This window comes from Ideonella sp. FW305-24 (genome assembly GCF_058788035.1).
The window spans coordinates 272,413-296,434 of the sequence record NZ_JBYTAI010000001.1; the positions used below are offsets into that span (position 1 = coordinate 272,413).

The 24,022-nt window shown below is 64.8% G+C and carries 17 protein-coding genes and 1 tRNA gene; all 18 read right to left on the reverse strand.

All coding sequences use genetic code 11. The annotated features are described in order from the left end of the window. Window positions 1-230: 230 nt before the first annotated feature. The 18 genes from AC3WR5_RS01205 to AC3WR5_RS01290 all read right to left on the reverse strand — a co-directional run bounded on the left by AC3WR5_RS01205 (window position 231) and on the right by AC3WR5_RS01290 (window position 24,014). Window positions 231-1,232, reverse strand: a complete 1,002-nt coding sequence (locus tag AC3WR5_RS01205) for an AraC family transcriptional regulator (RefSeq protein ID WP_492481236.1) — start codon at window positions 1,230-1,232, stop codon at window positions 231-233. Window positions 1,233-1,514: 282 nt separating this feature from the next. After that, window positions 1,515-2,741: a diguanylate cyclase domain-containing protein gene (locus AC3WR5_RS01210; protein ID WP_492481238.1), complete on the reverse strand. Its 1,227-nt coding sequence runs from the start codon at window positions 2,739-2,741 to the stop codon at window positions 1,515-1,517. 246 nt (window positions 2,742-2,987) lie between these two features. Beyond that, on the reverse strand, window positions 2,988-5,477 hold the full coding sequence (locus AC3WR5_RS01215; protein WP_231012962.1) for a PAS domain-containing sensor histidine kinase: 2,490 nt from the start codon (window positions 5,475-5,477) through the stop codon (window positions 2,988-2,990). A gap of 241 nt (window positions 5,478-5,718) precedes the next feature. After that, window positions 5,719-6,246, reverse strand: a complete 528-nt coding sequence (locus tag AC3WR5_RS01220) for a response regulator (RefSeq protein ID WP_231012961.1) — start codon at window positions 6,244-6,246, stop codon at window positions 5,719-5,721. Between the two features lie 25 nt (window positions 6,247-6,271). Next, a complete protein-coding gene (locus tag AC3WR5_RS01225; RefSeq protein WP_170200703.1) occupies window positions 6,272-7,354 on the reverse strand; it encodes an HD-GYP domain-containing protein in 1,083 nt (360 codons plus the stop codon). Window positions 7,355-7,538: 184 nt separating this feature from the next. Further along, window positions 7,539-8,177 (reverse strand): response regulator, encoded by a 639-nt coding sequence (locus tag AC3WR5_RS01230; RefSeq protein WP_141284628.1) that lies wholly within the window; start codon window positions 8,175-8,177, stop codon window positions 7,539-7,541. Beyond that, window positions 8,178-12,254, reverse strand: a complete 4,077-nt coding sequence (locus tag AC3WR5_RS01235) for a PAS domain S-box protein (protein ID WP_492481241.1) — start codon at window positions 12,252-12,254, stop codon at window positions 8,178-8,180. 981 nt (window positions 12,255-13,235) lie between these two features. Beyond that, window positions 13,236-13,757 (reverse strand): group II intron maturase-specific domain-containing protein, encoded by a 522-nt coding sequence (locus tag AC3WR5_RS01240; RefSeq protein ID WP_492481243.1) that lies wholly within the window; start codon window positions 13,755-13,757, stop codon window positions 13,236-13,238. A gap of 889 nt (window positions 13,758-14,646) precedes the next feature. Then, window positions 14,647-14,723: transfer RNA gene (locus AC3WR5_RS01245), tRNA-Pro, on the reverse strand. Between the two features lie 27 nt (window positions 14,724-14,750). Continuing rightward, window positions 14,751-15,275 carry a MerR family transcriptional regulator gene (locus AC3WR5_RS01250; RefSeq protein WP_492481245.1) on the reverse strand — a complete coding sequence of 175 codons (525 nt, stop codon included), beginning with the start codon at window positions 15,273-15,275 and terminating at the stop codon, window positions 14,751-14,753. A gap of 58 nt (window positions 15,276-15,333) precedes the next feature. Beyond that, complete coding sequence (locus AC3WR5_RS01255) at window positions 15,334-15,723, reverse strand: integration host factor subunit alpha (protein WP_141290316.1); 390 nt, start codon at window positions 15,721-15,723, stop codon at window positions 15,334-15,336. A 29-nt stretch (window positions 15,724-15,752) separates the two neighbouring features. After that, window positions 15,753-18,170: a phenylalanine--tRNA ligase subunit beta gene (pheT, locus tag AC3WR5_RS01260; protein ID WP_492481247.1), complete on the reverse strand. Its 2,418-nt coding sequence runs from the start codon at window positions 18,168-18,170 to the stop codon at window positions 15,753-15,755. Window positions 18,171-18,232: 62 nt separating this feature from the next. Beyond that, complete coding sequence (pheS, locus tag AC3WR5_RS01265) at window positions 18,233-19,273, reverse strand: phenylalanine--tRNA ligase subunit alpha (RefSeq protein WP_492481249.1); 1,041 nt, start codon at window positions 19,271-19,273, stop codon at window positions 18,233-18,235. Between the two features lie 116 nt (window positions 19,274-19,389). Next, window positions 19,390-19,746, reverse strand: a complete 357-nt coding sequence (rplT, locus tag AC3WR5_RS01270; RefSeq protein ID WP_141288451.1) for a 50S ribosomal protein L20 — start codon at window positions 19,744-19,746, stop codon at window positions 19,390-19,392. Between the two features lie 27 nt (window positions 19,747-19,773). Beyond that, window positions 19,774-19,977 (reverse strand): 50S ribosomal protein L35, encoded by a 204-nt coding sequence (gene rpmI, locus AC3WR5_RS01275; RefSeq protein WP_028601240.1) that lies wholly within the window; start codon window positions 19,975-19,977, stop codon window positions 19,774-19,776. 172 nt (window positions 19,978-20,149) lie between these two features. Beyond that, window positions 20,150-20,677, reverse strand: coding sequence for a translation initiation factor IF-3 (gene infC / locus AC3WR5_RS01280; RefSeq protein WP_141288450.1), 528 nt, complete (start codon window positions 20,675-20,677; stop codon window positions 20,150-20,152). 105 nt (window positions 20,678-20,782) lie between these two features. After that, entirely contained in the window at window positions 20,783-22,702 is a 1,920-nt protein-coding gene (thrS, locus tag AC3WR5_RS01285) for a threonine--tRNA ligase (protein WP_492481253.1), read from the reverse strand. A 241-nt stretch (window positions 22,703-22,943) separates the two neighbouring features. Further along, on the reverse strand, window positions 22,944-24,014 hold the full coding sequence (locus AC3WR5_RS01290; RefSeq protein WP_492482585.1) for a patatin-like phospholipase family protein: 1,071 nt from the start codon (window positions 24,012-24,014) through the stop codon (window positions 22,944-22,946). Window positions 24,015-24,022: the final 8 nt, after the last annotated feature.

Here is a 24,022-nt window from a genome sequence, read left to right on the forward strand (position 1 = left end):
CCGTGCGTGAGCCGGGATCGCTCTCTGCGTTCTAGAGAACACGGTGGAGTCGATTTGCAGCCATGCCGATTGAAGTGCGGTGGTCTCACCCGCTATCGACCAGGAATCCGATTGGCATGAGGGAGCACAGCCGCAGACAAAGCGGTTTGGCTTCAGAGCTGGCGCGAAATGACGCGTCGGCGACTAGCCGCCTCATCCGAGCGCCCGATCGGCGCGCTGGCGCGAAAAGACTAGGCGCGCAGCCTGCGAGGCGGCGTCGACTGCCGGTGGATCTCCGCTACCGAGGACAGGTCGGTCGGCCAGGGCGCCCGTCCTTCGCGCATGGCCGCCGGTACTGCACCGAACCAGCGTCGAAAGGCCCGACTCAAGTTGTTGCCGTCGTGATAGCCGAGCTCTCTGGCAATCTGTTCCAGCGTGGCATCGGTGTGTCGCACATGCCAAAGGGCCTGGCATCTGCGCACGCGGTCGAGCAATGCCTGGAAGCTGGTGCCCTCGTCCTTGAGACGTCGATTCAGCGTACGAGGCGAAACGCCGAGGGAGGCGGCCACTTCAGCCAGCGACCACGCATCGGCGCCCAGCAGTTGCAACAGGTTCTCGACGCGGGCCACGGCGGTATATCGCGCTATCTCAATTCGCTCCTGCTTTTCGCATTCGCGCCATGCGGATGCAAACGCAGCAGGCGCCGCGGTCGGACAGGGGGCGTCCAGCAAGGCGTTGGGCAACCAATAGGCCATGCGTCCTGTGCCAAAGCGTACCTTCCCTGCAAGTGCGTCGTAGGCACGCCGCCATGCCGGCGCAGCCCATGGGACCTCGAGAACGGCCTCCCGTTGCCTCTGCCCGGACACAGCGGCCATCACAGAGCTGAACGACGCGGCCACATGGTCGAGCACAAACGCCCGCACGTCGCCGAGTGAAATGCTGGGCTCGAAGACCAGCCACGTCCCGTCCGCTGTGACTTGCTGCACAAGTTGCACAGCACCGGAACGAAACGGCATGAAGCGAACCAGCACGTCGAGGGTCTGACGCAAATTTGCGCTCGTCGAGAGGGCATACCCGATCGCGCCGTGCGACGCCATCTGCACCTGCGCACCGGTCTCAAGGGCAAATGTCGGCCGCCCCGCTGCACGTTGGGCGCCGACGATGATGCTGCGAACGATGCGCAGCGGCAGCATCTCCTCCGCACGCGCGAGCACTGGCCCACTGATGCCCGCGGCAGACAGCAAAGCGTCCACGTCCTTGCCTTCCGCCCTCAGGGCAGCACAAAGCATGCGAACGTATGCCGGATGGACGCAAGGTCTCAGATCGGCCTGCTCACGAACGAGGATTGGAAGGGTCATCTGCAAGTCGCTTGCGTGAGAATTGCCAACTCCTGCTGCTGCTGGAGTTCGTGCGGACCACGGAATCTGCGCACCTTGCCCGTCGGCCAGTCGCGATGAGATGCCAGTGCGCAGCGCTTCATGATCCGCTTGCGGGGGCGGAAACGATTGACCATTCGCATCGGAACGCAGCAATGATCAAGATCGCTGCACGAGGTCGCTCTGCTTGCGACGTTGCTTCTGGGCGTACATCAATGCGTCCGCGCGGCGCAGCAGATCATCCGCTGTCGCGCCATCGTCGGGGAACTGCGCCACCCCAGCCGAGGCTCGCACACCGATGCTCACTCCACCGAAGCTGACCGGTTCCGCGATCTTTTGAACCAGGCGGGCCGCGACATTTCGTGCCACCCCTTGGCTGGAGACGCCTTCCAGCAGCACCACGAATTCATCCCCTGCCAATCGCGCTGCGATGTCCGAACTGCCAACGCCGTGAGTCAGCCGTTGTCCCACCGCCTTCAGGATGGCATCGCCAGCGGCGTGACCATAGGTGTCATTGATGGCCTTGAAGCCATCGAGGTCGATGAACACGACAGCGAAGGGGGTCGGCAGCGTCGGCGAGTGGCGGGCGATCCACTCCGGCATCACGCTCAGCACACGACGCCGGTTCGCGATGCCGGTCATCGGATCGTGAAGGACTTCGTGGCGCAGGGCGCTCGCCAGGGCATCCACTGAGAGGTTCTTCAGGATGCCGACAAACAGCCGGTCCGCCCCACTCCGCAGACTGGCCACCTGCAGGAACAGCGGAAAACGCCGACCGTCCTTGGCCCGCCCCACAAGCTCCCGGCCCTGGCCGATGATGTGCTCCGTGCCCGTCGTGAGATAGCGCCGCAGATGGCCGTCGTGCTGACTCGCATCCGCGCCCTCCATCAGCACCGACACGTTGCGGCCAACGACATCCATCGGGGTGTAGCCGAACATGTCCTGCGCGGCCTTGTTGAAACTCAGTATCACGCCAGTTTCGTCAATGCTGACAATGCCGTCGAAAGTGCAGTTCAGGATGCCGTTCAACTTGTCGCTGCGCAGCTTCTGCTGGATCAGCACCCGCAATCTTGATCGCACCGTCACGGGATCCGACACGAGCAGGAAGTCATCTGCGCCCAGTGCCAACGCTGTCTCGATATCGGCGCTCGTGCGGCAGCACGCGATCAGCGGCGTCCACATGCCGTTTGGCTTGCGCGCGGCGACGAAGGCCTTCACGAATCCCATCGACTGTGGCGTGAAGTCGAGGACCACGAGGGCCACGGCAGACGCACGCTGCAACAACTCGTCGTGAGCGCCCAGTCGCGCGACTTGCAAGTCAAGGCCCGTCTGGAGCAGGATTGCGTCGTCAAGCAAGGGCTGCGCGGGCTCGCAGATGTAGAGCACAGTAGATTCATGTGTTGGCTTCATTCGGCTTGGTGTTTTCCGGATCAAGGAAACTGTTCGAGGACATCGATGGGCGCGCAGACAGCGCCGATTGGAGAGGGCGTCCGCCCATGTGCATGAGGCGACACAGCGGGACCTCTCCCGCGCCCTGATCGCAGGCTGCGCCGTGGTGTCCACCCGAGCGGTACTTCGCGCCCGCTCCCGTATCGTTCAGCGTCGCGACACATCGACGCGAATCCATGACCGTCAAGGACACGGCGCATCATCGGTCCGATCACCAGCCATGCGCGCAGGCGCTGACGGAGCAGTCCCGCCCACAGCGTCCGCCAAGCCCGGTTTCGAAGCGCCACGGGATGGGAAGGGCTCGATGGGTGGCGTAGCGGCTTCCTCTTCGGAGACCGCACGTCGCAACGCTGACTCAGCCGGCCGCAGCAGCATCGAAAAGCAGGTTCCAATTCCGGGCGTACTGGACACGCCGACATGACCGCCGGCCTGATGCACCAAGCTGTGGACCATCGCCAAGCCCAGGCCGGTGCCCTTCCCCACTTCCTTGGTGGTGAAGAACGGATCGAAGACGCGTGCCATCAACGCCGGAGGAATACCGGCACCGTTGTCGCGTACCCGCAGCGCCACATGTGGGCCGTGCACACGCTGACCACAGCTTGTGCACTCGAAGTCCGCCAGCGCAACTCGAGCGAGCTCGATGTCGATTTCGCCGACGCCGCCCACGGCGTCGCGCGCATTGATGACCAGATTCGTCAGCGCCTGATGCAGGTCAACCTCGGTGAAGTACGCGTCAGGCAGCGTCGGTTCAACGTGCAACGAAATCTTCGCCGTCGGCGGCAGGGTCGACGCGAGCATGCGAAGCACCTCCTCGACCACCGGGCGCAGGGTTCGCGACTGCGGCGCTTGGGCCGGCGCGGGCCGCGAGAACCGCATCAGACGCTCGATCAGGTCGCGCCCTCGTTCGCTGACGCGGGCAATTTCACGCAGGTAGGTCATCACCTTGCCCGACGGATCATCGATACGGCGCTCCAGTGCCAGCGTCGACAGTCCAAGAATGCCGGCCAGCATGTTGTTGAAATCGTGGGCGATGCCACCTGTCAGCTGGCCAAGGGCCTCCATCTTCTGAGCCTGCATCAGTTGGCGCTGGAGCCGCGCCTGCTCATGCTCGGCATTGCGCCGGTCGGTCAGGTCCTCGACGATCGACCAGATGCAGGGCTGGCCGTTGAATTCGATGCGAACGCCGTTGAGACGTACCGGCCGCAGTCCACCATCGCGGCACTTGTACTCTTTCTCGTAGGGCCCGTAGCGGCCGACAGACTGCAGGAGCTCGAGATTTCTCCGCTCGTCGCTCTCATGTTCGGATGGCGTCAGGTCCCAGTAGCTGAGAGCGTGCAGCGATTGGGCGTCATAACCGGTAAGCTCCATGAAGGAGTTGTTGAAGTCCAGGAAGTTGCCGTTGATGTCGGTCAGGGCGATGCCCAGCGGGGACATGTCGTACAGCTTGCGCAGCTTCTCTTCGCCGTGACGCAACGCAGCCTCCGAGCGCTTGTGCTCGGTCATGTCGCGCAAGAAGCCGACGAAGCGGCGTCCTCCGAGATCCGGCATTTCACCGACGCGGACATGGACGGACACCAGGCTCCCGTCCTTGCGCAGCGCCTGGACCTCCCGACCGGCAGCGGTCATTCCCCGCCGTCCGTGTCCGTACCCCTGCATGTAGCCCCCGTGAAGGCTTGCCATGGCCGGCGGCATCAGTTGGCCGAGCGTCATGCCCTCTAGCTCGTCCGGCGAGTAACCCAGCAACTCGTTCACACGCGGATTTGCGCGCAGGATGCGTCCGATCTCGTCCGTCACGATGATCGCGTCCGGTGCGCTGTCGACGAGTCGACGCAGGGACTCTTCGCTGTGACGCCCCCGCTCTTCCGCCCGAGCGCGCTCGGTCAGATCATCTCCCACCCAGACGTGTCCCTTCAGCGCCCCCTGATCGTCGTGCACCGGGGTCGACCTTCTGTCGTCGATGTAGCAACCGCCGTCGTTGCGTCGCACCGGCAACTGCCCGCGCCAGGGCTGCGCTGACTGCATCGCGCGGTCAAGTGCGTCGTAACTCGGCCTTGCGCCCACCGCCTCCAGGACGCGCGTCGGCTGGCCCAGAAGTTCCTCGGCAGGGTAACCGGTGACACGGCACATCGCTGCATTCACCCAGCGGATTCGGCCGTCCACACCTGACACCAAGATAGGGCTCGCGACGGCCTGCAGCGCGTTCGCGAGTTCGCCAAGCCTCAGCAGCGGCTGGCGAAGCGTCTGTTGCAGCACCAGTCGATAGAGCACGATGACCGCAGCGAATTCGTAGAGGCTTCCGCAGAGGGCGAGGACACCATCTCCTGTGGCCTGGACCGCCACGGCCAGCTGACCGACGAGCGCCAGCCCCGCGGCGGTGCGCAGGTAGGCTCGCGTCATCGACGGCTGCCGACCCTCCCGGTGCCAAGCCAGCATCGTGGCGGCCGCGAGCGCTGAGAGCGCCAGCTCCGCTCCCGGCCACGCCCGCAACAAGGAGAGACCACCGCCGACGCAGAGGACGGTCAAAAATGTGAGCAGGCGCTGATAGCGAGCTGGATGTTTCGACGACGGCACCGTCAGCGCAGCGATGATGCCAAGAGCGACCAGCAGCGAAGCAGCCCCGCGCGATGCGTCGAGCAAACGCAGCAGTGCCGCCCCCAGCAGGAAGTCGGTCATCCAGAGCAAACCCGCGGGCCGTCGAGCCTTGTCCTGGCCCCACAGTATCGAAAACGCAAGAGCGGCTACGAGGGCAGTCGCCCCCGTCACATACGGCTGCAGCAATGCAGGAATGAGCCAGGAGGCGCGCGGGAGCGCGAGCACCCCGATCAGTGGCAGCACGGCCGCCGCGGTACCGAGGCCCGCCATCGCCAGCGGCGAGAGCGGTCGGCGCGTTCGGGGTGAAGCTGCCGTCACTGCGTCAATGCCCGTCGCAGCCGCGCACCGCGCGCAGCAGGGCCTGCGCATCGAAAGGTTTGCGAAAGAAGTGCTGCACGCCGATGGCGAGCGCACCCCGCTCGTCGATCACGTCGCAGTAACCCGTGCAAAGGATCACGCGCACCTGCGGCCTGAGCCTCAGCATCGCACTTGCCAGCACGTCACCGCTGAGCTTGGGCATGCGCTGGTCGGTAACGACGACATCGACGCGTCGGGGGTCGGCTTCATAGGCATGCAGCGCCGCCTGCGGATCGGCGAAAGTGGTGACCGCGAATCCATGTTCGTGCAGCAGTTCGCCAAGATACAAGGCGACGATCGGGTCGTCGTCCACGACCCACACACGGGTCGGCGGACCCGATTCAATTCGGATCGGCACGCCGACCCTCATCGGCGACGGCCCGAAAGCGCCATCCGCGATGCCGAACAGGACGCGCAAGCTGACGCTTCGCCGCGGCGCGGGGATCAGCCGATCAGCCGCGCGGCGCTGGGCGGAAGGGGGAAGTCGATTCATGCTCAATCTCCCTGGGATCGCTGCATCACGCGGTCTTCACGCCGGACAGCCCATCGACAACGCGTCGGAACAGGCTCTCTCCGAGGTCATCGTTCGCATCAGCATCGACGTTAAGCTGTTCCGGATGCCGTCGAACAAGCGCCACGAAGGCGGCCACGATGCGTGGATCGCGCCAACCGCGTGCCGCCTCGGACTCCAGGATCTCTAGCGCCCGCTCGGGAGGGAACGGCTCCTTGTACGGGCGCGCAAAGCGCAGCGCGTCATAGATGTCGACAACCTGGAAAACGCGCGCTAGCAGCGGGATCGCTTCACCTGCCAGGCCGTCCGGATAGCCGCTGCCATCCCATCGCTCGTGATGGTGACGCACGATCGGCACCGTCAGCCGCATGCTCTTGAGCCCGTCAACGAGGCTGGCACCGATGACCGTGTGCTGTCGCATCACCTTCCATTCGTCATCGTCCAATGCGCCCGCCTTCATGAGGATCGCGTCCGGGATGCCGAGCTTGCCGATGTCGTGCAATACGCCGCCACGCCGCAATGCCAGCAGCTCAGGCGCCGTCAGTCCCATCGCCTGGCCCAGCAACACGCTGTTACGCGACAGACGAGAACAATGGTCGCCGGTGTTCTCGTCTTTGGCCTCGACCAACCGGGCGAGTGCGAACAGCAACGACTCGGCGCTGTCGAGCTGATCGGTTGCGCGCTTTCGTTGCGCCGCCGAGTCGACGCGTGCCTGGAGTTCGGCGGGCAGGTATGGCTTGCGAACGAAATCGTTGGCACCGGCCTGCAGGCTGGCCATCAGGTCATCCGATCCACCGCTGCCCGTGACGATCAGTACGGGCAGCAGCGTCAGTCCGAGGTCGCGGCGAATGCGGCGACAGACCTCATCGCCGCCAATGTCAGGCATGCTTTTGTCGAGCAGCACGATGTCGAAGTCTTGCTCGCGCAATCTTGCCAACGCAGCGGCGCCACTGCCAGCCACCGTGACGATATAACGTGGCGCTTCGAGGATCTCACCCACCATCAGGCATTGCAGGGGATCGTCGTCGACCGCGAGAACCCGGTACGGCAGCCGATCATGCGCACTCCAGGACACGTCCGTCACCGTCATCCGTCTGCTCCATTCGCGCCCGCACGATGGCGACGTCATGGCGACTCGGCCGGGCATGCGCCGATCATCACCCGCCGGTGATTTTTCGTCTGTCGGGACCTCGGCGAACCTCGTGTCGGCCGCCACGTCGCCCTGCTCGGGAAACGCTGTACGCAGTGTCAGCGAATCCTGAGTGTCACTCGCGTCAGTCGGTTGTCAGCCCGTGCCGAAGCGCGTACTTCAACAGCTCAGCGTTGTTGTTGAGATCCAGCTTCTGCATCAGACGCATCTTGTGCGTGCTGACGGTCTTCGGGCTCAGGTGCAGGCGGTCGGCGATCTCGCCCAGAGGAAGCCCACTGCTGATCATCTGGAGAATCTGAAGCTCACGTGGCGAGAGCTGCTGGCGGCGATCACTTTCGTCGACATTGGCGTTGAACACCACGGAATCGACGAGCGCCGGATCGATGAAACGCCCGCCCCCGAGCACTTTGCGCAGCGCGCAGAGGAGCGTGTCCGGATGGCAGTCTTTCGTGATGTAGCCCGCGGCGCCGGACTTCAGCGCACGCGCGACGATCTGACCCTCGTTGTGCATGGACAGCACCAGGATGGGCAAGTCGCTGCGCTGGACACGCAAGCGCTGAATCAGTTCGATGCCACTCAGACCCGGCATCGCCATGTCCATCAGGACCAGATCCGCGGGGACGCGGCGCAGCAGTGCCTGCAACTCCTCGCCCGTGGCCGCCTCACCGCTGACCCTCAGGGTGCTGACGCTCTCAATCAACTGGCGCAGGCCGCTGCGCACGAGGCCGTGGTCATCGGCGATGACGATGTTGTGCGGTTCCATCTAGGGCTCCTGCAGTTCACTCAAAGGCAATTCGACATCGATGGTGGTCCCGCTCCCAAGGCGACTTCGCAGACTCAGCCGAGCACCGATCTTCAGGGCCCGCTCGCGCATGCCGAGCAGACCGAAGCTGCCGCGTCTCTCCTGCGCCATGGCCGGATCGAAGCCCACGCCGTCATCGCGCACGGTCAGGTGCAGCGAGTCACCATCGGTGGCGATTCGGATGTCGACGCGTCGCGCGTGTGCATGCCGGGCCACGTTGGTGAGGGACTCCTGGACGACCCTGAAGAGCGCGGTCGAACGTGCATCGCTGATGACGACTTCCCGGCCGTCGAGCTGCACTTCGCAGGGCATCTCCCATCGCAGGCCGAAATCCTCGGCCAGCCACTCGATCGCGGCGACCAGCCCGAAGTCGAGGGCGGAAGGTCGCAGGTTGCTCGCGACGTGGCGCACCACGTCGAGCGTCCCGTCGACCATGACACTCATCCGTTCGGCCTGTGCGGCGAGCTCGAGATTGGCGGCGAAGCGTCGTCGGAGCAGCGACAATTCCATCTTCAACGCAGTCAGGGCCTGACCAAGCTCGTCGTGGACCTCCCGTGCGATATGGCGCCGCTCCTGTTCGATCAACTCCTCCTCGTTGGCGGACAGGGCCCGCAGACGCTGACGCGAGAGCACAAGTTCGTTCTCGACTCGCTTACGCTCGGTAATGTCCTGAAGCACGCCCACCAAGCGGGGTGCCTCGCCGGTGCGGCGCTCGCCTTGCTGGTGCACGAAGCGCTCACCACCGTCATCAAGCACCAGCCGGTAATCGATGGCCAGCGCGCCCCTCCCCAGCAGCGCCGTGCTCAGCGCCGAGTGAACCCTGTCGCGGTCCTCGGGATGCACGCGAGCCAACCAGTCGGCGCCGACGACGGGGCCCGAAGGACTCGCCGGCAGCCCCAGCATCTTCCGACCCTGCTCTGACAGAAGCACTTCATCATGCGCCGGGTCCCATTCCCAGTCAGCAAGCTGCGCAATGCGATGTGCATTCACCAGGCGCGCCTCGCTGGCTTGCAATGCCTGCTGGAAGCGGTGGCTGCGGTCGATGTCCAGCACCTGAACCACGAACTGGTGCTGTTCGTTCCCTGGAAAGCGCAACCGTGAAACGACCACCAGCACCCAGACCGAGCGGCCGTCACCGCGACGCCAACGACGCTCGACATGGTGCTTGTCGATCTCGCCGGCACGCATGCGGCCGAGAGAAGCCAGATCTTCCGCCACCGGACCGGGCTCGCCGACGTCGACCAGCGTCATGCCCAGCAGCGCCGCTTCCTCACGACCAAGCAGCTCGCAGAGTGCCTGATTGACTCGCTCGAATCGGCCGGCTGCATCCCACACGGCCATGCCCAGTGCTGCGGAATCGAACAGGCTCTCGAAGAAGTTTTTCGCCGCAATGATCGCGGCCTCGGCGCGGAGCATCGTGGTGAGGTCTTCGTTGACCGCAATCGCGCCCTGGATAACGCCGTCGTCGTTCACCAGGGGCACCGCGGCGTTCATCAGCGTCCGCCGCGAACCGTCGGCTGTCTCGATCTCGATCAGTTCACCAATCGTGGCCTCGCCGGTGCGGATCGCCCGCATCATCGGATAGTCGTCCGGCGCAACCAGCTGGCCAGTCACGACGCGGCGCGCTCTGTGGCCGACCGGCCGGCCGTCGCACAGAGGGACGGGCCCGTGCCACAGCCGCTCGACGGCCGGGTTCATGGCAACCACTCGGCCGTCGGCATCAGCGATCCAGACCCCAACCGGCAAGGACTTCAGGACCAACTGCAGCAAGGCCTCATTGCGCTGCAATGCCTCACGTGCTCGCCGTTGCTCGCTCATGTCCTGCACGTTGACCACGTGAAAGCGCTGGCCATCAGCACTGCCAACGTCTGTGGCATCAATCAGGACGGGAAAGATGCTGCCGTCGCGCCGCATGTGCCACGACTCGAAACGGTGATGCCCTTGAGCGTGCGCTCGCTCGTCGTGTGCCGGCAGGTTTGCGCGCGACTGTGGGGCAACCACGTCGAGCACCGGCCGCTGCTTCAGCTCGTCGACGGTGTATCCATGCATGCTCGCGAATGCCGGGTTCATCAACTCCAGCCGCAGGCCGTCGTCGGAAACGGCCGCGACTCCCCAATTGGCATGGAAGAAGATGCGCTCCCAGCGAGCGAGCTCGGCACGCTGCGCCTGCTCACGCCGCAGGTCTCGGATGATGAGGACCGCGCACCGCACGCCCTCGAAATCGAAGCTTTCGACAAGTACTTCCACTGGAATGCCGTCGCCGGACGCGGTCAGCAAGATCGCCTCGCTCGTGCCGGGAAGGGCTTGCCACGGCACCTCACCGCGGGCGGCGCCAACCAGCCCGTTGACGGATTGCCCTTCCAGCTGCGCACCGCTGAAACCGGACAACACCTGAACTCCGGCATTGCTGGTGCGGATCCGGCCGTGCGCGTCGAGCGTGACAACACCACGAGGCAGATGTTCGAGCGTCGCCTGGATGTGTGCCTTCGCGTAGCGCAAGGACTGCAGTTGCGGAAACGCGCGCCGGTAGAGCAAACCCGCGCCGGTGGCGCCCAGCGCCAGCAACATCAGCAGCACCAAAGGCAAGCTGCCCATCAGGCGTCCGATCAGCGGAGCGAGCAGCATCTTCTGCGCCACACCGAGCCCGGTCACACCAACGGGTGCATAGCCGACCACGGCTGCGGCCAACGCCGGATCCCGCAGCAACAGCACCCCGTCCCCACCGTTCCAAGCACGCTGGATGGGCCAGGGTTGATCGTCGCTCCGCCGCGGAAGCGGCATCACGTGTCCCGACGGTCGCCCTCGCGACAGACACTGCGCACCGGCTGCGCCTGCGTCGGCGCACAACATCGCGTCGGCGCTCGTCCCGAAGAGTTCCTCTGACGGCATCTGCGCCTCGGCGTGAAAGGGCCGGATCTGGATCGCCAGCTTCTCATCCGCGCGTCCTGCGGTCGAGCGCTCGATCTGCAGAACGAGACCATTGGGGTCGAGGATGGACATGCCGGGTTGTCCGACAAGGTGCAGCTGCGGCCCGGCCACATCATGGAATGTCCCCTCGGTCAACGCCGGGGACCCCGGCACCACCAGCCGGATGCCCACCTGGCCCAGTGGGTCCAGCTGTTGGCGCAGTTCGCGCAGCCACTCCACCCGCGCCGCCGCGTCTGCGCCGGCGCCCTCGGAGAACGGGAAGGCTGCCGCGCCACGGTCAGCCGCGGCGCTGACTCGCATGATCAGTTCGTTGAGGGCGAGTGCCTGACCCAGAGCGCTGCGATGCAGCATTGGCTTGGCAGATTCGACCGCGCTTGCCGTCACCAACCCCGCGATGAGCATCGCTGCCAAGCCGATGCCACCGAACAGCATCGCCAGATACGACGCGAAGATTTGGCGATCCTCACGGGCGTCATAGAAGGCACGGATGGCCGGCTGCCGGTAGACGCGCAACGTGGCCGCTAGCGCGAGCAAGGACATCACCAGCGTGGTCGGCCACGACAGCCCTGGATCGAGAGGCAACCAGTCGAGAAGCAGACGAGCCGGCAGGAGCGCACACAACGCGGCGCCGGAAATGATCCACAGTGGTGCCAACGTGCACTGCATCGCGACGGCTTCAATACCGCGCAGAGGCATGTGCAGGGGCAAGAGGGTTAGCGCGAGGCAGACAAGCCCGACTGCCAGCCCGATTCCGGTCAACGGCCCGAAGCGCCCACTGGCGGCCGCAGACGTGCCGCTCATGACATCTCTGAGGATGAGCCCAGAGACGAACACCAGTGCCAGGATCGTGGCTGCGCGAGCGATGGCCGCCATCCAGTTTGAGCGCCAGGCAAGCCCGGAGATGGCCGTGAGCACAAGGGCGAAAGCCAGCGCGCCGCGCAGTTCAGGTGCGGGCACAGTGGGCGCCCAGCGGGCGCCGAGCAGTGGCGCCCCGAGGCCATAAGTCGCCGCCAACAACGCGGCGGCCACGGCGGCAACCAGTTCCCAGCGCTCGGCAACACCGGTCACGTGCGGCGCGCCGCGCGCTCGGGCGAGTTGTTCGGGGGGCATGGATCCTGGCGCGCAGCGCATCGAGGGTTGATCGAGGGTTGCCGCGGCTCTGGCATCCATTCGCAAGCTCGGATGCCGGCTTAGCGGAGCAGCAGACATGACACGCCACACCAACAGTGGGCCACGAACTGCTCGCAACGCCCATCAGGGCATGCTGGTTCGGCGTGAGGAAGTCCTGACGGACGGACTACTTTCCTAGTCTTTGAATCTAGGCCATGAGGAGATCAATGCCTTGATCGACAGCAAGAGAATACGGAGGTTCGCAGCCGCGGCTCTCGTCGGTTCGGCGTTGGCGACTTCCACTTGCCGGTGGAATAAGAAGCAATGTCGAGCAGGCCAGACCACCCAGACAGCCGGGCCCAGTCAGGGAGAAGGCAAGGCTTGCTCGGCGAGTAGCAGCCCGGCACTGGAAAACAGGCTGGTGCCGCGAGCGCCAAGGCTCCATGACAACCGGGGCCACGCGTGACGACTGCCCCTGCCGACACAAGCTACAGTGTTATGGCTGCATGCTCTGCCTACAAGAATGCTCAGCGAAACCCGGCTTGGTTTGCCTGCGGGGTTTCCTGTGGGGTTTTTGGAACGACGCAGACGAAATATGAAAGCACGACAGGCCCTTGGCTTCGCACTCGAAGTTCAGGTGCAGAAGGTTGACTGAGCGCCCGCGCAGGTAGGTGGCGGCGAATCAATCACTGTCGACACCGACTACTCACAGAAGGCTTGCGCCGTCCGCCACTCGGATGTCTGAACCAGCTTAAGGTGCTTGATTCCGAAGCGCCTTTTCCCCACTTTTTCCCCACCAATCGGGTAGGAGGCGGAGCCACCCCCGCCGTCCTCCCACACCACCGTACGTGCGGTTCCGCATACGGCGGTTCATGGTTGAAGCTGCAAGCGCCGGTGGGTATGCACCAGCGACACGAGCCCCATGCGGTCGAAGAAGGACTTCGGGAAGGCCGCGTTCATGTGGCTGGCTCCGGAGTTCCATCAGGCACCGCGCCCGTTGGTCGCCGAACGCCGCGCGCGCTCCCTTGTCAGCCCCTGCTGCATCAGTGATTTGGCGCGCGCGTAGGGGCGCTTACCGTAGCGCCAGAGTCGGCACCGCAGCTTGCGCCTCATCCACCCGTCCAGTTCCTGCCACACGTCCTTGACCTGGGCATGCCTGAAGTAGCTCGTCCAGCCGCGCAGCAGTGGGTTCAGCGCTTCGGTGATCGCTGCCAACCCAACCCCACGCCTGTCGCGCAGCAAGGCTTTCACCTTCTGGCGCAGTCGTACAACGCTGGCCGCAGCGACCTTGAGTCGCGCCGTTTCCCGCCCGATCAGGCCGTACCCGAGGAAGTGGCGCGTGCTCGGCGGCCTTGCGACTGCCAAGGTACACGTTGCAGTCATCCGCATAGCGCGCGAAGGCGTGCCGTCGGCACCCGGGGCCCCCTTGTTGCGCAGCACTCGCTCATAGGCCTTCCACATGTTGCCGCGCTCGACCACCTGCTCCATGAGCTGCGTGGCCACTTCCGCTTTCGTTCGCCCCGTTGTCGCCGTGCACGCCTGGGCACCGTTACCAGGCCCGGTCGGGTTCCGCCCGCCTCGCCCAGCACCGGCCACGCCCGAAACCCTTGCCCCGTCGCGTGCTTGTGCGTCGTCGTCGTTCATCGAGATCAACGGTCCTACTCGCGTTCACTCATGTTCGGCCCTTCGGTGCGCGGCGCACCTACTATGGCCTCTGCTGACTTCTTGCACCCCATCGCGCCGCCTCTCGACACCGCTAGCCCTCTCGGGCAGGATTCAAGATCTCCCCGGGTATTGCGCACTCACCTTCACGCTTATGCCTGTCGGATCTACGTCGTTGCGTCCCGTGCAAGTACCGGGCTTCGACGATCTGGGCCGCCTCACCCCGCAACGCCGCCTCCTATCCGCTTCCTGTTCGTCAGGCCAGCGCTTTGCCTTCGGCTTCCTTCAGATTCGCAGTCACCTGCGACACCCTTGCCGTTCAGCTAACTCTTCCCCTTGCCGGGCGAGTAGAGGACTTCCACCTCCAAGTAAGTGCGCCCTGCCGGGCGCACCCAAGAAAAAAAGCACTTGGCGTTGCCGCCAAGTGCTTGATTTCCCTACCGAATTTGGTAGGCGCGATTGGATTCGAACCAACGACCCCACCATGTCAAGGTAGCGGGGCCGCTGGGCGGATCGTCACGAGGTCCGGGCTCAACATCTCCCGATGGATTTGCTGGTGATCTCCAGCTTGGTGTCGCTACATAGCAACGATCGCATTCCTAGAAGTGGCCAGCGGTGCCACAGATCCGGGGCTTTCAACACCGCAGAAATTCTGTTGCCAATTCTGTTTTACCAGCTCGGCAAAACAAAACGGGTTAGCTCCTTCTGAGAGCTAACCCGTTGTTTTCTATGGTCGGGGTGGCGGGATTCGAACTCGCGACCCCTTGCACCCCATGCAAGTGCGCTACCAGGCTGCGCTACACCCCGACAAGACTTCCATTATAGGCAGAAAATTCACTGAATTGAAAGCAGGTCGCGGATCGCCAGCAATTCTTCCCGCACCTGCGCTGCACTTGGGTTTTGCGGCAGCACGGGATGCACGCGCAGTTCTGCGGCCAGGCCACTGGCGTCCAGCGCGGCGATGGCGAAAGGGGCTGAGGACGACGTGCCCGCGTCGGCACGCGACGCCGCCACGAGGGCCGTGATGTCGAGCTCATCGTGCAGCGGATCGATCGTGATGTCGCTGCTGGAGAACTCGCCACCTTCGATGTGACCGGCTTCCTGCAGGCGGTTGCGGGCACCGCTGATGGTGAAGCCCTGGTCGTAAAGCAACTCGCGGATGCGGCGGATCAGCAGCACTTCGTGGTGCTGGTAGTAGCGCCGGTTGCCGCGGCGCTTCATCGGGCGCAGCTGGGTGAATTCCTGCTCCCAATAGCGCAGCACATACGGTTTGACACCGCACAGCTCGCTCACTTCGCCAATGGTGAAGTAGCGTTTGGCCGGAATGGCCGGCAGCAGCGGTGCGGCTTCATGGTGCATGGCGGAAAGAGGCCCCAATCACCGAGATATCAACGGGTTCTCGCAGGGCGCTGTGACTTTACTCGAACTCCTCGGCCGGCGGGACATCCCCCTGCACGACAGCCTTGAGCTTGTGGCTGGCGTGGAAGGTGACGACGTTGCGGGCCTTGATCGGGATCGACTCGCCGGTGCGTGGGTTGCGGCCCGGGCGCGGCGCCTTGCGGCGGATCGCGAAGTTGCCAAAACCCGACAGCTTCACGTCGTCGCCGCTGACCAGCGCCTGGTTCACGATGTCGAAGAACGCTTCGACCATGTCCTTGGACTCGCGCTTGTTCAGGCCCAGCCGCTCGAAAAGCAGCTCGGCCAGTTCGGCCTTGGTCAGGGTCGGTGTTTCAACCGAGGTCAGCAGCAGCCGTCCCGGCGGCTGCAGGTCATCCTCGGACGGATCATCGTTGCCGTCGTTGCCCATCATGCTGGTCATGGTGTGGCGCCCTTCCCTCAAGCCCGCAGGCGCGCGCCGTGCGCGGCCTGCACCCGGGCAACTGCTGAGACGACTGCGGCGTCGATGCGCTCTTCGGTCAGCGTGCTGCTGTCGTCCAGCAGTTCCAAGCGCACGGCCAGGCTGCGTTCGCCCGCGGCAATGTCGGCCGTCGGCTGGGCCGGCTTGTAGACGTCGAACAGCCAGGCGGCGCGCACCAGCGGATCGTCGCGCAGCGTGCCCATCAGCGCGTCGTGCGTGACCTTGTCGGCCACCACCAGCGCCAGGTCACGCTGGATGAGCTGCTGTCGCGGCACGCCCTGGGCGGCCGGCAGTTCGCGCTTCTGCACCGCGGCCAGGTCCAGCTCGAACAACACCGGTGCCTGCGGCAGCTCGTAACCCTGGCGCCACTTCGGATGCAGCTCGCCGATGTGGCCGATGGTCGCGCCGTCCAGCTGCACCGCGGCGCAGCGGCCAGGGTGCATGGCGGGATGCTCGGCCGCCACGAAGGTGGCCTTGCGCGGCGCCAGCAAGGCTTCGATGTCGCCCTTGACGTCGAAGAAGTCCACCGCCTTGTCGGCCTGCGCCCATTGCGGCGCTGCCGCCGGCCCGTAGGCCAGGCCGGACACGCGCAGCGGCTGGTGCACGCCGGCCACGCTGTGGTCGGTGTCCTGCACGCTGGCGTCGCGCAGGAACACGCGGCCCAGCTCGAACACGCGCACGCGCGGCGCCTTGCGCGCCAGGTTGTACTTCAGCGCCTGGATCAGGCTGCCGAGCAGGCTGGTGCGCATCACCGACAGCGGCGCGGCGATGGGGTTCAGCACCTTGATCGGTTCGGCATTGCCCGCCAGTTCCAGCTCCCAGCGTGCCTCGACAAAGCTGAAGTTGATGGTTTCCTGGTAATCCAGCCCGGCCAGCGCGTGGCGCACTGCAAACGGCGCGCGCTGCGACTCGCTGCGCACGCGCGCGGTCACCGGCGCCAGCGGCGGCGTGGCCGGCAGGCGCTCGTAGCCGAGGATGCGCACGACCTCTTCGATCAGGTCCTCTTCCAGCGTGATGTCGAAGCGCCAGCTCGGCGGCGTGACGGTCAGTGTGCCGTCGCCTTCAACGAAGGGCAAACCCAGGCGCTGGAACACGCTGGCACATTCAGCCTGGGTGACTGTCATGCCGATGACCTTGCAGGCGCGCGCCACGCGCAGTGTCACCGGCTCGCGCACCGGCATGGCCGGCTGCTGGTCGTCGATGGGACCGGCTTCTCCGCCGCAGATTTCCTGCACCAGTCGCGTGATGCGCTCGATGTGTTCCACCGTGCCCTGCGGGTCCACGCCGCGCTCGAAGCGGTGGCCGGCGTCGGTCGAGAAGTTGTAGCGGCGCGAACGGCCCATCACCGCCTTGGGCCACCAGAACGCCGCTTCGATGTAGATGTTGCGCGTGTCGTCGGAGACGGCGGTGGCGTCGCCACCCATGATGCCGGCCAGCGACTCGACGGCCTGATCGTCGGCGATCACCCCCACCTGCCCGTCCAGCGCCACGGTGTTGCCGTTCAGCAGCTTCAGGCTCTCGCCTTCCTTGGCCCAGCGCACGCTGAGGCCGCCGTGGATCTTGTCCAGGTCGAAGATGTGCGACGGGCGGCCCAGCTCGAACATCACGTAGTTCGAGATGTCCACCAGCGGCGAGACGCTGCGCTGGCCGCAACGCGCCAGGCGCTCGACCATCCACGCGGGCGTTTGCGCCTTCGGGTTCACGCCGCGCACGATGCGGCCGGAGAAACGACCGCAAAGGTCGCTGTCCTGCACGCTGACCGGCAACACGTCGGCATGCGCCTGTGCCACGGCCTGCAGGTCCGGCTCGACCAGCGGCGAGCCTGTCAGAGCCGAGACCTCTCGGGCCACGCCGTAGACCGACAGGCAGTGCGCCAGATTGGGCGTGAGCTTGAGCGTGAACAGGGTGTCGTCCAGCTTGAGGTGCTCGCGGATGTCCTGGCCCAGCGGCGCGTCGGCCGCCAGCTCCAGCAGGCCGCCGTGGTCCTCGCTGAGCTTGAGTTCGCGGGCCGAGCACAGCATGCCGAAACTCTGGACGCCGCGCAGCTTGCCGGTGCCGATCTTGAAGGGCTTGCCGTGCTCGCCAGGCGGCAACTCGGCGCCGACGATGGCCAGCGGCACCTTGATGCCGACACGCGCATTCGGCGCACCGCAGACGATCTGCAGCGGGCCGTCCTTGCTGTGCGGGCCGGCGTCCACGCGGCAGACGCGCAGGCGGTCGGCGTTCGGGTGCTGCTCGGCTTCGACGATCTCAGCCACGACGATGCCGTGGAACGCCGGCGCCACTGGCCGCAGCTCCTCCACTTCCAGCCCGGCCATGGTCAGCAGGCGGGCCAGTTCTTCGGTGTTGACAGGCGGGTTGCAGAACTCGCGCAACCAGGATTCGGGGAATTGCATGAAAGGTTCCGGATGAATGTTTTTCGAAGGCAGCGGGCGCGGCGCTCAAAGCCGCGCGGGGCTCACTTGAACTGCGTCAGGAAACGCAGGTCGCCGTCGAAAAACAGCCGCAGGTCGTTGACGCCATAACGCAGCATGGCCAGCCGGTCGATGCCCGAGCCGAAGGCGAAACCGATGTAGCGCTCCGGGTCCAGCCCCATGTTGCGGATGACTTGCGGATGCACCTGGCCCGAGCCGGACACTTCCAGCCAGCGGCCCTTCAAGGGGCCGGAGCCGAACATCATGTCGATCTCGGCGCTGGGCTCGGTGAACGGGAAGTAGCTGGGGCGGAAGCGGATCTCCATGTCCGTCGTCTCGAAAAACGCGTGCATGAAGTTGATGTAGGCCGACTTCAGGTCCTTGAAGCTGATGTTCTCGCCCACCCACAGGCCTTCGACCTGGTGGAACATCGGCGAGTGCGTCGCGTCGCTGTCCACGCGGTAGGTGCGGCCCGGCGCGATGACGCGGATCTCGGGCATGGGCTGACCAGCGTCAATCAGGTGCTGATGCTTCTTGACGTGCTGCACCGCATATCGGATCTGCATCGGGCTGGTGTGAGTGCGCAGGACGTGACCATCCTCGACATAAAACGTGTCGTGCATCGAACGCGCGGGGTGATCCGCCGGCGTGTTCAGCGCTGTGAAGTTGAACCAGTCGATCTCGATCTCAGGGCCGTCGGCAACGTCAAAACCCATCGAGCCGAAGATGGCCTCGATGCGCTCCATTGCGCGCGTCACCGGGTGCAGGCCACCGCTGCTGCCGCGCTGGCGGCCTGGCAGCGTCACGTCCAGCGCCTCGGCCTTCAGCTGCACGGCCAGCTCGGCGTCGGCCAGGGCCTGGCGGCGCTCGGTCAGCAGGGCTTCGATGCGTTGCTTGGTCTGGTTGATCTCGGCGCCGCGGGTCTTCTTTTCTTCGGGCGACAAGGCCACCATGCCCTTGAGCAGTTCGGTCACCTGACCGGACTTGCCCAGGTAACGGGCCTTGGCATTCTCCAGCTCGGCAGGCGCGGCAGCCGCCGCGAACTCGGCGCGCGCGTTCTCCACCAGTTGATCGAGATCGTTCATGAAGAGGGAAATGTCTGCGGAAAAATAAAAAAGGCCGCACCACGAGGTGACGGCCTTCGAGAGCCTGATCGGGCAACCGGCCGCCTGCAGACAGACGACCGCGCCCTGTTAGGGAATCAAGCGAGCTGGGCCTTCACCTTGTCGACGATGCTGGCAAAAGCTGCCGGATCGTGGATGGCCATGTCCGACAGGACCTTGCGGTCGATGTCGATCGAGGCCTTCTTCAGGCCGGCCATGAACTTGCTGTAAGTCAGGCCCAGGCTACGGGCACCGGCGTTGATGCGCGCGATCCACAGCTGACGGAAGACGCGCTTCTTGGCGCGGCGGTCACGGTAGGCATATTGCCCAGCCTTCATCACCGCCTGTTTGGCGATGCGGAAGACATTCTTGCGACGGCCGCGATAGCCCTTGGCCAGGGCCAGGATCTTCTTGTGACGAGCACGAGCGGTAACACCACGTTTGACGCGAGGCATGTGAGTTCTCCTTCAGTCTTGGTGGAATTACAGGCCGGCGAACGGCAGCATCTGTGCCATGTGACCCATGTTGGTCTCATGCACATTCACTGCGCCGCGCAGCTGGCGCTTGTTCTTGGTGGTCTTCTTGGTCAGGATGTGACGCTTGAAGGCTTGACCGCGCTTGACGGTGCCACCCGGGCGAACGCGAAAGCGCTTCTTGGCGCTGCTCTTGGTCTTCATCTTGGGCATTGCATGCTCCTTTTTGACACCTCTGCTGGGCGACGTTGCGCTTGCAACGTACTTGATGGCCTGCAGTGGCTTCTCTTCAACATCGCGGTCGCGAAACCGCGGCGTGAATCTCTGGATTCGATCTTCGTCTGAACTTCACTGCTGGCGCGGTGGCAAACACCGCGCCAACAGATCAGGACTTCTTCTTCGGGGCCAGCACCATGATCATCTGGCGGCCTTCGAGCTTGGGCATGTGCTCGACCAGGGCCACGTCAGACAACTCATCGCGAATGCGTTCCAGCAACCGCATGCCGATGTCCTGGTGGGTGATCTCGCGGCCGCGGAAGCGCAGCGTGACCTTGCCCTTGTCGCCATCTTCCGCGATGAACCGGCGCAGGTTGCGCATCTTGATGTTGTAGTCGCCTTCGTCCGTGCCCGGACGGAACTTGACTTCCTTGACCTCGATGACCTTCTGCTTGGACTTGGCTTCAGCTGCGCGCTTCTGCTCCTGGTACTTGAACTTGCCGTAGTCCATCAGCCGGCAAACGGGCGGATCGGCGGTGGCGGCAATTTCGACCAGATCCACGTCGGCTTCGGCTGACATGCGCAAGGCGTCCTGAATGCTGACGATGCCCAAAGGCTCGTTCTCGATGCCGTTCAGGCGCACATTCAGGGCAGTGATCTCGCGATTCAGTCGATGCTTGCGCTCGACGTTAGGCATCCGACGGTCGGCAAAGGTAGCGATGGTGCAAACCCCTCAAACAGGCGCCCAGGCAAGAGAGGGGCCCAAAAAAATAAAATCGGCGCGCGGCACCAAAGCGACTGCTCAGGTCCTGGCTGCGATGTCACCTGCGAGCTTCAACTGAAAGTCTGCGAGGGACATCACACCCAGGTCCTGCTGGCCTCGGGCGCGCACCGCGACGGCCCCGCTTGCCTTTTCCTTGTCACCTACGACCAGGATAAACGGGACCTTTTGCAACGAATGCTCGCGTATTTTATACGTGATTTTCTCGTTGCGCAAATCCGCGCTCACCCTAACTCCTTGTTTTTGCAAGGCTTTCACCACTTCGTGCACATAGTCGGCCTGTGCGTCGGTGATGGAGGCGACCACGACCTGCGTTGGCGCCAGCCAAACCGGCATCGCGCCGGCGTGCTGCTCGATCAGGATGCCGATGAAACGTTCCAGGCTGCCGACGATGGCGCGGTGCAGCATCAGCGGCCGGTGGCGCTGGCCATCTTCGCCGACAAAGTCCGCGTCCAGGCGCTCTGGCAGGTTCGGGTCGATCTGGATCGTGCCGCACTGCCACGGCCGGCCCAGCGCGTCCTTCAGCGTGTATTCAATCTTCGGGCCGTAGAAAGCGCCTTCGCCCGGCAGGTACTCGAAATCGCAGTTCGAAGCCTGCAGGCCCTTGGCCAGTGCGGCTTCGGCACGGTCCCAGCTCTCCTCGGTGCCAATGCGCTTTTCAGGCCGCGTCGAGAGCTTGTAGATGATGTCGCTGAAGCCGAAATCGGCGTAGACCTTCTGCAGCAGCTTCGTGAAGGCCACCACTTCGGCCTCGATCTGGTCTTCGGTGCAGAAGATGTGACCATCGTCCTGCGTGAAGCCGCGCACGCGCATGATGCCGTGCAGGCCACCCGTGGGCTCGTTGCGGTGGCACTGGCCGAACTCGCCATAGCGCAGCGGCAGGTCGCGGTAGCTCTTGATGCCTTGCTTGAAGATCAGGATGTGGCCTGGGCAATTCATCGGCTTGAGCGCGTAGTCGCGCTTTTCCGATTCCGTGACGAACATGTTCTCGCGGTACTTGTCCCAGTGGCCCGTCTTCTCCCACAGTCCCTGGTCGAGGATCTGCGGGCCCTTGACCTCCTGGTAGCCGTTCTCGCGGTAGACGCGGCGCATGTACTGCTCCACCTCCTGCCAGATCGTCCAGCCCTTGGGGTGCCAGAAGACCGTGCCGGGCGAGTGCTCGTCGATGTGGAACAGGTCCAGGTCCTTGCCGAGGCGGCGATGGTCGCGCTTCTCGGCTTCTTCCAGCATCGTCAGGTACTGCTGCAACGCTTCCTTGCTGGCCCAGGCCGTGCCGTAGATGCGCTGCAGCATCTCGTTGCGGTGGTCGCCACGCCAGTAGGCACCGGCCACTTTCATCAGCTTGAAAAACTTCAGCTTGCCGGTGCTGGGCACGTGCGGGCCGCGGCACAGGTCCTCGAAAGCGCCTTCGCGATACAGCGAAACGTCCTGGCCTTCCGGGATGCTGGCAATGATCTCGGCCTTGTAGTTTTCACCCAGGCCCTTGAAGTAGGCTACCGCCTCGTCGCGCGGCAACACGCGGCGCTGCACCTTCTCGTCCTTCTTCGCCAGCTCGGTCATCTTGGCCTCGATGGCCACCAGGTCCTCGGGCGTGAACGGGCGCTTGTACGAGAAGTCGTAGAAGAAGCCGTTTTCGATCACCGGGCCGATCGTGACCTGGGCTTCGGGGAACAGTTCCTTCACCGCATAGGCCAGCAAGTGCGCCGTGGAGTGGCGGATCATCTCCAGGCCGTCGGCATCCTTGTCGGTGACGATGGCCAGCGGCGAGTCGGCCTCGATCAGGTAGCTGGTGTCCACCAGCTTGCTGGCATCGCCAGTGCCCACGCGGCCGCCGAGCGCGGCCTTGGCCAGGCCGGTGCCGATGGACGCGGCCACTTCGGCCACCGTCAGCGGGGCGGGATATTCGCGTTTCGCGCCATCAGGCAGCGTGATCGTGATCATCAGGAGACTCCAGGAGCGGGGCGCATTTCAGGGCCCCAGAAAAACAAAAGCGCGGCATCAAGGCCGCGCAATTGGGTGCAGGAACAAAAACAGTGACGTGTGTAAACCTGCCGCGGCCGACTAATCCTCAGTGACGAAGGTCGTAGTTCGCGGTGTCATAACCCGTGCTGCCTTTCCCGTTCTTGTGGTGGATCTGCAAATTGTAGCGGTAGCGCGCGCACTGGTCGCCAGAAAAGCCGGGCTACAGCGGCTCAGCTTCCACAGCGCGGCCGCTTGCCACCTGCTCAGCGAACTCGTCCGCCAGCCGCTGGCTCTCAGCCACGGCCCGCCGCCAAGCGGACATGCGCCCCTTCAGGTCATCACCAAAAGCCTTGAAGTCATTGCGGTCCGGCAGCTTGGCATTCGGCAGCGTGGCAATCCATTCTTCTCGCGGTGCCAGCAGCACCAAGTTGTCCAGCGAGGCGCTGGGCTTGTGGCGGTGCGCCAGCGCCTTGTCCAGCCAGCCCGGCACCACGCTGGGCTGGAAGTGCGGATACAGCACCAGGCCGTCGCTCATCCGGGCGTAGCGCAGGTGCAGGTGGTAGTCGGTGATGCCACCGTCCCAGTAGGCACCACGCGGGCCGCCGGGAATGTCATGCACCGCCTGCAACCAGAAAGGGATGGAACAACTGGCCAGGATGGCTGGCGCCAGATTCGCGGCATCCAGTGGCACCTGGCGGCTGCGGTAGTCGTCCAGCGGCATGGGCAGCGCATCGCGTGCGTCCGAGAACACCACTCGCTCCAGCCAGTGGCCCAGCGCCTTGCGCGCCACCAGGTTGGTGAAAAACGCGCCGCCGTAGCCCAGCGGCGTGCGCAGCCGACCTTCCCGGCCCAGCACATGCCGGCCGCGGCTGGTGAACACATGCAGGCGGTAGCGCGGGTGCTGCAGCACCTCCGCCTCGCGCCCACCGAAGTGATGGCCCAGTTGCTCGCCGAAGATCTGGCTGACCACCCTCGCACTCGGCGCCTTGCCCGGCGCATGCGGATAGTCCTGCACGATGTAGTCCTCCGCCAGCCGGGCCAGCGCCGCCTTCGGATCGCTCATGCACGCAGAGGCCATGCGCCAGGCGCCGATGGAGGCGCCCAGCAAGTGCACCGTTTGCGAAGACTGCGGCAGCCAGTCGCCGAACAGGAACTGGTCCAGCGGATTCAGCGCCAGGCCTTTCGGACCGCCGGCCGCCGCGGGAATGACCCGCACATCCGCCGGCGCCAGCCCGCGCTCGCGCAACTGCTGGCGCGCACGCGGGCCGGCGAGGATGCGCAGCGCCCGCACCGGCTGGC